Origin of the sequence: Rhizobium sp. Root1334 (assembly GCF_001426665.1) — a bacterium.
GTDB lineage: Bacteria > Pseudomonadota > Alphaproteobacteria > Rhizobiales > Rhizobiaceae > Pararhizobium.
The window spans coordinates 237,443-248,626 of sequence record NZ_LMEY01000001.1 but is presented as its reverse complement, the minus strand read 5'-3'; the positions used below and the strand labels follow the sequence as shown (position 1 = coordinate 248,626).

The 11,184-nt window shown below is 60.5% G+C and carries 8 protein-coding genes; 1 reads left to right on the top strand and 7 read right to left on the bottom strand.

The window, feature by feature from the left end:
• Nucleotide 1: 1 nt before the first annotated feature.
• Together ASD36_RS01160 and pepN are read right to left on the bottom strand one after the other, a co-directional pair.
• Entirely contained in the window at nt 2-2,371 is a 2,370-nt protein-coding gene (locus ASD36_RS01160) for an ATP-binding protein (protein WP_060503641.1), read from the bottom strand.
• Between the two features lie 208 nt (nt 2,372-2,579).
• On the bottom strand, nt 2,580-5,228 hold the full coding sequence (pepN, locus tag ASD36_RS01155; RefSeq protein WP_060503640.1) for an aminopeptidase N: 2,649 nt from the start codon (nt 5,226-5,228) through the stop codon (nt 2,580-2,582).
• A 520-nt stretch (nt 5,229-5,748) separates the two neighbouring features.
• On the opposite strand from pepN, the gene ASD36_RS01150 reads away from it, so the two are divergent.
• On the top strand, nt 5,749-6,687 hold the full coding sequence (locus tag ASD36_RS01150) for a DMT family transporter (protein WP_060503639.1): 939 nt from the start codon (nt 5,749-5,751) through the stop codon (nt 6,685-6,687).
• 16 nt (nt 6,688-6,703) lie between these two features.
• Here the strand turns inward: ASD36_RS01150 and ASD36_RS01145 are convergent, their stop codons facing one another.
• From ASD36_RS01145 to ASD36_RS01130, 5 genes are all read right to left on the bottom strand, one after another.
• Entirely contained in the window at nt 6,704-7,984 is a 1,281-nt protein-coding gene (locus ASD36_RS01145; protein WP_060503638.1) for an MFS transporter, read from the bottom strand.
• Nucleotides 7,985-8,210: 226 nt separating this feature from the next.
• The gene (locus ASD36_RS30970; protein WP_164491952.1) at nt 8,211-8,357 is read right to left on the bottom strand and encodes a hypothetical protein; all 147 of its coding nucleotides are present in this window, start codon (nt 8,355-8,357) and stop codon (nt 8,211-8,213) included.
• 71 nt (nt 8,358-8,428) lie between these two features.
• Complete coding sequence (locus ASD36_RS30965; RefSeq protein WP_112834538.1) at nt 8,429-8,605, bottom strand: hypothetical protein; 177 nt, start codon at nt 8,603-8,605, stop codon at nt 8,429-8,431.
• A gap of 153 nt (nt 8,606-8,758) precedes the next feature.
• Nucleotides 8,759-9,646: a uracil-DNA glycosylase gene (locus tag ASD36_RS01135; RefSeq protein WP_060503636.1), complete on the bottom strand. Its 888-nt coding sequence runs from the start codon at nt 9,644-9,646 to the stop codon at nt 8,759-8,761.
• A gap of 226 nt (nt 9,647-9,872) precedes the next feature.
• A complete protein-coding gene (locus ASD36_RS01130; RefSeq protein WP_060503635.1) occupies nt 9,873-11,171 on the bottom strand; it encodes an Hsp70 family protein in 1,299 nt (432 codons plus the stop codon).
• Nucleotides 11,172-11,184: the final 13 nt, after the last annotated feature.

The following is an 11,184-nucleotide window of genomic DNA, read 5'->3' as shown; positions in this document are numbered from 1 at the left end:
GCTACGCCACGGCCAGTGTGGCCTTGGCCTCCGACACGGCGCGTGGGGCCGTGTCGGGGATGCGCAGCGAAATGATCGTGCCGACATTTTCCTGGGAGTGGATCTTCATCGCGCCGCCATGCAGGTGGGTCAATGAACGCGAGATGGCCAGACCAAGGCCGGAGCCCCCCTTGCTCTTGGCGTACTGGCTCTGCACCTGTTCGAAGGGCTGGCCGATTTTCTCCAATGCCAGGCGCGGTATGCCGATGCCGGTATCTGCGATGGTCAGCGTCACAGCACCGGCGACCTTGCGGGCGCGCAGCGAGATCTTTCCGCCCTCGTTGGTGAATTTGACGGCGTTGGACAACAGGTTGAGCAGGACCTGCTTCATGGCGCGGCGGTCGGCGGTGATCGTCAGACCGGAGGAAATCTGCTGATCGACGCAGATGTTCTTCTGCTGTGCCGGGATGGTGGTGAAACGCAGGGTTTCCTCGATCAGCGGGGCGAGATCTATCGTCTCGCGGTTGATCTTCATCTGGCCGGCCTCGATCTTCGACATGTCGAGGATGTCGTTGATGACGTTGAGCAGATGTTTGCCGCTGTCATGGATATCGTGGGAGTATTCGTCGTATTTTTCCGAACCGAGCGGGCCGAACATCTGGTTCTGCAGGATTTCCGAAAAGCCCAGAATGGCGTTCAGCGGGGTTCGCAGCTCGTGCGACATGTTGGCGAGGAATTCGGACTTGGCCCGGTTGGCTGCTTCCGCGCGTTCTTTCTCTGCCTGATAATTGGAGTTGGCGACGGAGAGTTCGGCCTTCTGGCGTTCCAGGGTGATGCGAGACGTCGACAGGTCGCCGATGGTCGCCATCAGGCGCCGCTCGGATTCGCGCAGGCGCACCTGGTGGCGTTTCAGCAGGGTAATGTCGGTGCCGACCGATACCAGGCCACCGTCACGGGTTCGCCGGTCGTTGATCTGCAGCCAGCGCTGGTCGGCGAGTTGCACTTCCGAAGTCTGTGATTGATTGGACCGGTCGGGATCGGCAATGCGCCGCTCGATGATCGGACGGGCGGATGCGGCGTTGACGACGGAACGCTCCGTGCCGGCAACCAGAACCCGGTCGGGCAGCTTGTAGGCCTGCTGATAATGGGTGTTGCACATCACCAGCCGGTCGTTCTTGTCCCAGAGCACAAAGGCCTCGGACGTGCATTCGATCGCATCGGCGAGCCGCTGGTCAGCTTCCGCATAGCGTTGAGCCAGGCGATGCTGCTCGGTAACATCCATGGCGATGCCGATCAGGTGCACGCGGCCGGAGGCGGTGCGGATGACCTGGGCGCGGGCGCGCATCCAGACATAATGGCCATCGGCATGGCGCATCCGGAAGATTTGGTCGATCTGGCGGGCATCGCCCCTGGCGATGGTGCGGGCGACCTTGTAGATGCTGCCGTCATCCGGGTGCATCAGCCGCGCCGCGTCGCCGAACGACAGGACATTGCTCTGCGGCGGCATGCCGAGCATTTCATACATCGAGCGCGACCAGAAAAGCCGGCGGTTGGGCATGTCGAAATCCCAAAGGCCGCAGCGCCCCCGCGACAAGGCGGTTTCGACGCGCAGGTTGGATTCCGCGAAAATCTGGTCGGCATCACGGGCGCGTTTGGCCTGGATATAATAGGCATAGAGAACGATCAGCAGGATTGCCGAGATTCCGGCAAAAAGGGTGACGTTGAGCGAGACTTCATCCCGCCATAGCTTTTGGATGCCTGCCAGCGGTGTGGCGACCAACAGCGTTCCCGCGCCGCCGGGCACCTGCATCATCGCGACGGTATGCTCCGTACCGCCGATGAAGGTTTTCATCACTGTCGAACGTTCACCAAAATACTGGAAAGCGGCGACTTCCGGCGCCACAGCGTTCAGCGTGCGTCCCGTGTAGGCCGCGCCCTCCGGAGAGCTGGCGAAAATTCGGCCGTCATTGCGCACGGTGAGAACAAAGGCACCATTTTCGAGCATGTCGGGCGAAAGGACCGCATTCAACCGCTGCTCGACATCCCACTTTTGCGCCTTGTCGAACAGGGCAACGCCGTTTTCCTGAAGAGCGGCACTGGCGGTGGCCGCAGCAAGGACGGTGACCTGGCGCGCGCTTGCCTCCATGCGGGCATATTCGACCATGATGCCGTTGATGCGGGAAATGGCAACGACGAGAAGAAACGCGGTGATCAGGATCGGGATCGAACGCTTGAGCAATGGCTCGGCGCCCGCAAGACGGCGCACTGCCGGCTCGGTAAAAATCCGTGCGTGCTGGATAACGTCCCGTTCCAGGCGTGAAAAACCCGGAAATCTGGGACGCAACCGCTCACCGGCTGCGCGTCCCCGCTGCGCTTCCGCCATCTTCGTCAATTCTGTAAACCCTCATGTGATTCGAAGCGCCGCTCGCTTGAACCTGACCCAATGAATCAATTGTGATTCGCCTTGTCCAGAGGAAAACGTAAAAGTTTGTTAACCATTTATCGTCATGGGAAAATTGCACTATTGGCTTTGGCGCCACGGCAGAAACGAAAAAACCCCGCGCTTACGGGGTTTTCCAATCATTTCCGGTTGCTATTTCCTATCCCTTGAGCATGCGCTCGACGATGTCGCTGACATCGGCTGACAGTTTCGCTGCAGCCGCGATTTCACGCAGCGCGTTGCGGGCGTGATCGGCGCGGCCGGATTCCAGCGAGCGCCACGACCGCATCGAGGTTAGGATGCGGGCTGCCAGTTGCGGATTGCGCGGATCGATGTCGAGAATCTGGCGCGCCAGGAACCGGTAACCTTCGCCATCAGCGCGGTTGAAGCCGGTCGGGTTCGAAAAGGCAAATGTGCCGACGAGTGCACGCACCCGGTTCGGGTTGGAGCCGTTGAACAGCGGGTCGGCCATCAAGACCTTGACGCGGGCAAGCGCGGCTTCGCCCGGAATGGTTGCCTGGATGGTGAACCACTTGTCGATCACCAGCGCATTTCCGGCGAACCGGGCCTTGAACGCAGCCAAGGCATCCGCCGTTTCGGCAGCGTCCGGGAACCGGTGTGCAAGGATTGTCAAGGCCTGGCTCAAATCCGTCATGTTGTTGGCGGACTTGAACGCGGCGACTGCCCGAGTGGGTTCGTTTTCGGCATAAACGAGGTAGGAGAGGGCGGTGTTGCGCAGTGCCCGGCGTCCGGCGCTTGCCGCATCCGGGCTGAACGGGCCGGAGACGATCATCTCGTCTGCGAGCTTTTCGAAAATGGCCTGACCGGCCGTGGCGATCGCCACCATGATCTGCTGGCGTCCGACGTGGATCGCGTCCGGGTCGTTGTTTCCGCCGATTTCGCGGGCGATATCGGCTTCGCTCGGCAGTGCCAGCGCCTGCGCTCTGAAGGCAGGTTCAAGATCACCGTCGGCGGCGGCCGCAAGCAGGGCATCGATCAGGGCGGCGTCGCATTGAACCGGTTCATCTGCCTTGGCGCTGGCTGTGGCAGCGACGAGATTGGGCAAGGCAAGATCGTTCAGGGCCTGCCAGCGGGCAAACAGATCGCTCTCATGTTTGGCGATGTGGGCGCGATCAGAGGCCGTCTGCTCGAAATGCAGGTTGATCGGCGTCGAAAACCCACGGTTCAACGACAGGACTGGGCGTGACGTGATGCCACCGAACACGACCGTCTGATTGCGCTCGATGAGATGCAGCACGTCACCGGTCATCTCGGCGCCGGTGACGGAGGTGACGTTGGCTTCTGAGCCATCCTCCAGCAGGAGCCCGATACGCAAGGGGATATACATCGGCTCCTTGGCGCTTTGGCCGGGGGTCGGCGGCACCATCTGTTCCAGCGACAGCGTCAATGTCTGCTTGGCGGCGTCATAGGCCGTCGAGGCGCTGACCAGCGGCGTGCCCGCCTGATGGTACCAGAGTGAAAACTGGGTGAGGTCGCGCTTACTCACCTCCGCAAAGCAGGCAACGAAATCCTCGATGGTCACGGCCTGTCCGTCGTGGCGGTCGAAATAGAGATCCATGCCCTGCTTGAAGAGATCAGCACCGAGCAGGGTGGCGATCATCCGGGTGACTTCGGAACCCTTTTCGTAGACGGTCGTCGTATAGAAGTTGTTGATTTCCCTGAATTTTGTCGGGCGAACCGGGTGCGCAAGCGGACCGGCATCTTCCGGAAACTGCTCGGCTTTCAGATGCCGGACTTCGGCGATGCGTTTGACGGTGCGCGAACGCTGGTCGGCCGAGAATTCGTGGTCGCGATAGACCGTCAGACCTTCCTTCAGGCAGAGCTGGAACCAGTCGCGGCAGGTAATGCGGTTGCCGGTCCAGTTGTGGAAATATTCGTGCGCGATAATCGCCTCGATATTGGCGTAGTCGGCATCGGTCGCTGTTTCCGGATCGGCAAGGACATACTTGTCGTTGAAGACGTTTAGTCCCTTGTTTTCCATGGCGCCCATGTTGAAATCAGACACGGCGACAATCATGAAGATATCGAGATCGTATTCGCGTCCGAACCGTTCCTCGTCCCACTTCATTGAGCGCTTCAGCGCATCCATTGCGTAAGATGCACGCGGCTCTTTTCCGTGTTCGACATAGATTTTCAGCGTGACTTCGCGGCCGGACATGGTTGTGAAAGTGTCTTCCACCACTCCCAGATCGCCGGCGACCAACGCGAACAGATAGCTTGGCTTCGGGTGCGGATCGAACCAGGCAGCGAAATGGCGGCCGTCGCCCATACCGGCGCCACCGAGATAGTTGCCGTTGGAGAGCAGCAGCGGCGCGGTCGCCTTGTCGGCGATGATGTTGACCGTGTAGACGGCAAGCACATCCGGGCGGTCCGGGAAATAGGTGATGCGCCGGAAGCCTTCGGCTTCGCACTGTGTGCAATAGACATTGCTTGTGCGGTAGAGACCCATCAGCGTGGTGTTGGCCTCCGGATTGATCTCGGTGGTGATCGTTACCTCGAAGGGTACCGTTGCCGGAAGGCCGCGGATCGTCAGCGTATCGTCCGCCGCATCGTAGTTCGCAGCCGGAATCTCCACCTGGTCAAGCAACAGGCCCGTCATCTTCAGTTCGTCGCCGTCGAGGATCAGCGGCGCATCGGCGCTTACCCCCTCACGACGGTGGAAGATCAGCCGGGCTTCGACCTTGGTTTCGGTAGGATCGAGTTCGAAGGTGAGGTCCACCCTCTCGAGGACAAAATCCGTCGGCCGGTAGTCTTCCAGATGAATGATCGCGCCCGTATCTGTCCGCATTGTTTGTCCCGCTTGCATCATCCGCTGCGTCCAGACGCTGGCGATGAGGCTTGTCTCGATGAAGAGGCTGCGCAGAAGATGCGAAGCTTCCGGTGTGATCGCAAGGCGGTTCTTTTCGCTGACATATGCCGTTTTCCGGCAAGTGTGATCTGTCCCATTCCTTGCTTGTTCAGAGACTTACGAAATTCGCCCTAACAATATTTAAACCAGTCGTGTATTTTTGGCACAGGTTTCGGATTTTTACAGCCCGCTACCAGTCTTCTTGGTGCAGGAGTGCAGTTTCGGCTGTCGGATTGCTTGGCGGCGTTTCTGCTTGCCCATTCCGCTCGAGACTAGGGTATCGCCATCGACGCATCAAATATTTCCGCTACCCATCACGAAAATTGATGCCTCTTTCGAATATCGCGGGTTAAGGTGACGGGGCCCAAGCGACGGATTCTCCGGTCGCATATTTTTCCCGCAGCCTGTCGTTTCCCTTGATTTCCGGCCCGCTGCCCTCAGTCCGATGAGTGCGACCCGCATGGATTCCGAATTCCCCCACCCGATGAAGGGCATTACCCTCAAGGTTCTGTCCGTGCTGGTCTTCGTCTGCATGTCGACGCTGATCAAGGCGGCGGGAACGGAGATCGCCACCGGCCAGATTACCTTCTACCGCTCGGCTTTCGCGATGGTGCCGATCCTCGGCTATCTCGCCGTCAAGGGACATCTGCGCACGGCTTTCCACACCAAGGATATTTTCGGCCATCTGGCACGCGGCTTCATCGGCATCCTGGCGATGAGCTTTGGGTTTTACGGTCTGGTGCACCTGCCACTGCCCGAAGCGATTGCGATCGGCTATGCCATGCCGCTGCTGGCCGTCGTCTTCGCAGCGGTGTTTCTCAAGGAAACCGTACGGGTCTATCGCTGGTCTGCCGTCCTGATCGGGCTGGTGGGGGTGATGATCATCACATGGCCGAGGGTAACGCTGCTGCGCGATGGCGGGTTTGGCTCGCAGGAGGCGCTCGGTGCGCTGGCCGTGCTTCTCTCGGCCGCGCTCGGCGCAATCGCCATGGTGCTGGTGCGCAAGCTGATCGCCAAGGAAAAGACCCACACGATCGTGTTGTATTTCTCCCTCTCGGCCTCCTGTTTCTCGCTGCTGACGCTTCCGTTCGGCTGGGAGCCGTTGCCGCTGAGTTCGTTTCTGCTTTTGATGGGAGCGGGTTTCTGTGGTGGCGTTGCGCAAATTCTTCTGACGCAGAGCTATCGTTATGCCGACATGTCGACGATTGCGCCGTTCGAATATACCTCGATCCTGCTCGGGCTGCTGATCGGCTATTTCCTGTTCGACGAGGTGCCGACAGGCGTCATGCTGGTCGGCACGGCGATCGTCGTCGGTGCCGGCATCTTCATCATTTTCCGTGAACACCAGCTCGGTCTCGAGCGCCGGGGCGCGCGCAAGCATATCACCCCGCAGGGGTGACACATTGCCCGAATGATCAGGGCGCGGCCGTCGGGGCGGTGTCGTCCTCGATCAGGTCGGCCGGCCGCACAGCCTGGTTCATTGCGTTGACGGCCTCAGTCCCCGGCGTCGGCACGGTATTGGCCTGGAAGTCCGTCTTGGAAACGAGCCCGTCCGTATGGCCGCGCTGGGCAATGCGCCAAGCGGCATAGGCGGCGTAGAGTGCGAAATAGACGGCCAGAACCATGAACAGCGATGGCGGGCCGAAACGGTCCATCACCGGCCCCACCATCAGCGGGCCGGAAATGGTACCGATGCCATAGGTGATCATCATGCCGGAGGAGACCTCGACATATTCGTTCGGCCGGGCAAGGTCGTTGGCATGGGCGACATTCAGCGCATAGATCGGAAACAGAACTGAACCGACAAAAGCCGCGATGACATAGAGTACCAGCGGGCTGGAACCGACGAAGGCGACCATCGCAAGGCAGGAGATAACGCCGACGATACCGCAGCCGACCATGACAATGCGCCGGTCGATCCGGTCGGACGTTCGCCCGATCGGGATTTGCGAGACGGCGCTGCCAGCAAGAAGGGCAGCCAGCAGCGTTGCGCCTTCGGCGGTGGAAAGGCCGATCTTCTGGGTAAAGACGCCGCCGAGATTGAGCCAGGCGCCGGACATGGCACCGGCAAGAAATGCGCCGACGACGGCAACCGGCGAGCGGCGATAGAGTCCCGGCACATCGAACTTGGCCTGTGACGGCGGGGCAGGCATCGCGGACGAGGACAGCGCCGTTGGCAACAGCGCCAGCGAGAACAGCACGCCACACAGAATGAACAGCGACGAATTCGTCGGATCGCCAAGCGGCACCAGATATTGCCCGCCGATGGTGCCGACCATGGTGGTGATCAGGTACAGCGAAAACAGCATGCCGCGGTTTTCATTGGTCACCCGTTCGTTCAGCCAGCTTTCGATCACCAGGTAGCTGCCTGAAATCGCAAAGCCGGAAATGGCGCGAAACAGGATCCAGGCCCGCCAGTCGACCACCAGCCCGCACATCAGAATGGCGATGCTCAGCAGCGTGATCAGCGCTGCAAATACCCGTACATGGCCGACGCGCAGAACGAATTTCGGGGTGATGATGCAGGAGATTGTAAAGCCCAGCGTATAGCCGGTTGCGATCAGCGAAATGGTCAGCGTCGACCAGCCCTCGGTCACCGACCGTACTGGCAAGACATAGCTCGCCAGCCCGAAGCCGACCATCATCAGCAGCGTCGAAAGCATCAGGCTGAACACGGATCTGAGGCTTGCCAGCATGAAGGCTCCGGGTACGGATCTGCCGGGGTGCCTGTGACGCACAAGCCTCAGGAGAAACGCTGAAAATGTTGGAGCGGATTGCGCGCTTGAAAACCGGTGCCCGACACGCCGCTGTTGGAATCAAAGAACGAGTGTCGCTCTATCCAGTTTTGCTGACGCTGTCGATTGCGACAAGGCTTGGCGCAGAAGAGGAGATGTGGCCGCAGGGCGGCCGGAAGCCAGCGATTTACTTCGGCAGGAAGGCGCTGACCGCATGACGGTCGGCATTGGCAGCCGGGGCTTCACGGCTCAAACGGCTATATTCGCCGGAGGCGCGCACGGCGGTGCCGATATCGGCGATCAGAACCCGGAGCGAGCGGATGGATGCTGTCATGATCGGATTCCTTTCATCTTTGGTCTGTTAATCCAGGCAGAGGCGAGCGCGGCTGCGCAGACCGTTAAAAATCAACGCTGGATGAATTCCGCGAAGATCTGGGCCGGGCGTGTCTTGTGGCCGTAGCCTGCAGCGGTCATCTGTTCGTTGGCTGCCGAGCCGAAGCTGTTGAACGGCGTGCGCAGCGCCGAGCCGGCATGGCGGAGCGTTTCAAAGCTCGAATGCAAAGGGCGAAAACGGGTCGTCATGGTTCAATTCCTTATTCCAGTCCTCCCGTCGTTCTATATTGCACTGCAACATCAATTCCGCAACGGACGCGTTCGCGTTGCTGGTATGCGCAATCCGCATGGCTTTTTTCATCGTTTGTTCATGTTTCGGGCAGGCGTCGGGTTCAGGCGCTCTTAACCACGAATCCGGGCGCGAAAGGCCAGCAGATCCTGCCAGGCGAGCCGCTTGCTGGCCGGGGCCGAGGTCAGGTCCTGCGGATGCAGGGTGGCCAGGGCCGGGACCGTGGCATTGCCAATTTGAATGTCGCGCCATTCGCCCCGCATGTGATGGATCATCTCGTTGCCGCCGAAGAAGAAACGGGCGGCAAAATTGCCGAGGATCAACAGGTGGCGCGGTTCGCTGAGCGCGATCTGCCGTTCGATGAAGGGGCGGCAGATATCGGTTTCGCGCGGCGAGGGCGGGCGGTTTCCCGGCGGCCGCCACGGAATGACATTGGTCAAAAGCACGGATGTCCGATCGAGCCCGATGGCGGCCAGCATGCGTTCGAGCATCTGGCCCTGCTTGCCCGAAAATGGAACGCCCTCGCGGTCGTCGTCGCCGTTTGGCACCGGGCCGATCACCAGAATGCCGGACGCGGGGTTGCCGTCGGCAAACACCATGTTGCGAGCGCTGTTGCGCAGATTGCAGCCGGAAAAGGCTTCCATGGCGCTCTTGAGTTCATCAAGGGAGCGGGCAGATTCAGCCGCAAACCGGGCTTCGGCGATGGCCTGCTCGTCGGGAATGGCCATTTGTGGCGTGGCGGTAGGAGCGGCCGGAGCCTTGCCGGTCGCGCGATTGCCGTTCTCACGGGCAACCGGTGTGGCGGGCGCATCGCTGCGCTCCAAGGTCTGCGTTCGCTGCATGGCTTGCGAGGCGCCATTGCCGCGCGCCGCCTTCGCTTCAGCAAATTCGGCGAACCGGTCGACCGGATCGTCTTCCAGCATCCATTCGACCCCGGATTCTGCATGAAAATGCAGAAGGGCGGCAAGTTCGGCCGGACTCATGGTGTCGCAGGAGATCATGGTCTGCTTGTACAGAAGGGGGGGCGGGCAGGGAAGGCCATCGCGGACGCAATATGGATTTATGCCGGCGAAAGAGCGGCAGTCTCCCACTTCTCCCCAGCGGGGAGAAGTGTCGAGCAAAGCGAGACGATGAGGGGGCGGTTCGGCCGGTTCTCGCGTGTTTGGCTCCCCCTCATCCGGCCCTGCGGGCCACCTTCTCCCCGCTGGGGAGACGATGAGGTACCAATCACGCCGCCATCGCCGTCCAGCGTTCGATATCGTCGCGCTCGCCGATCAGCGCTAGCCCGTGGGCAATGGAGAGAAGCTCGCCACCGCTTTCGATCCGGTCACTGGCAAAGCGGTCTTCAAAGATGCGCCGGATGGCCGGTACGAACGAAGTACCCCCGGTCAAAAACACCTTGTCGATGCCATCAGCCGGCGTGTTGGTGGTGACCAGCACCTCGTCCAGTGCTTCCTCGATGCGGGCAAGGTCCGGTGCGATCCAGCTTTCGAAATCGCTGCGGCGTACGGTCTGGCGGCTCTTTTCGCCGAGCGGCTTGAAGAAGAATTCGGTCTCTTCCTCATGTGACAGCCTCATTTTGGTGGCCGAAATCGCTTGGTAGAGCGGATAACCTTCGTCGTGATCGACGAGATCAACGAAGGCCTCAAGCTTTTCCGGCTCGACGGCCGAGCGTACCAGCTGCTTCAGGTCGGTAAAATCCTTCAGCGTCTTGAAGATCGACAATTGGTTCCAGCGGCCGAAATTGGCATAGTAGCTGGAAGGCACGTCGAGCAGCTTGTCGAAGCTCTTAAACTGGCTGCCCTTGCCGATCAACGGCGAAACCACCGTGTCGATGATGCGGAAGTCGAAATGATCACCGGCGACGCCGACGCCGGAATGGCCAACCGGAACCGCCGTCATTTTGCCGGCATGGCTTTCGAAACGGATGATCGAATAGTCGGTGGTGCCGCCGCCGAAATCGGCCACCAGCACGGTCGCATCCTTCTTCAGGTTCTGGGCGAAGTAAAACGCCGCCGCCACCGGCTCGTAGACATAGTGGACTTCGGGAAAATCGAACGAAGATAGCGCGCGGTCATAGCGTTCGAGCGCCAGGTTTTCGTCCGGGCTGGTTCCGGCAAAACGAACCGGCCGGCCGACGACGATGCGCTTGTACTCCTGCTGCCAGCCATCGCCGGCATAGTCGGCGATACGGGAAAGGAAGGCGCGCATCAGGTCTTCAAAGCTGTTGCGACGGGCAAAGATCAGCGTGCCTTGAAACAGCGGGCTGGCGGCAAAGGTCTTGATCGACTGCAGGAAGCGCGCCTCGCCGGGATTGTCGATGAACTGCTGGATCGCCGCCTGTCCCGCTTCGATGCTCACTGCGGCGGCCCCCATCTGTGCATGCTTCATGAACGATAGCGCGGTGCGCATCGAATCTGTGGTGCCGGCTTTGCTTGAAAAGCTGAGCGACTGCGTCGAGTCGCCCTTTGAGGCGGCAAGCACCGAATTGGTCGTGCCGAAATCGAAGCCGAGTGCCTTGGCCATGAAAGTCTCCGTC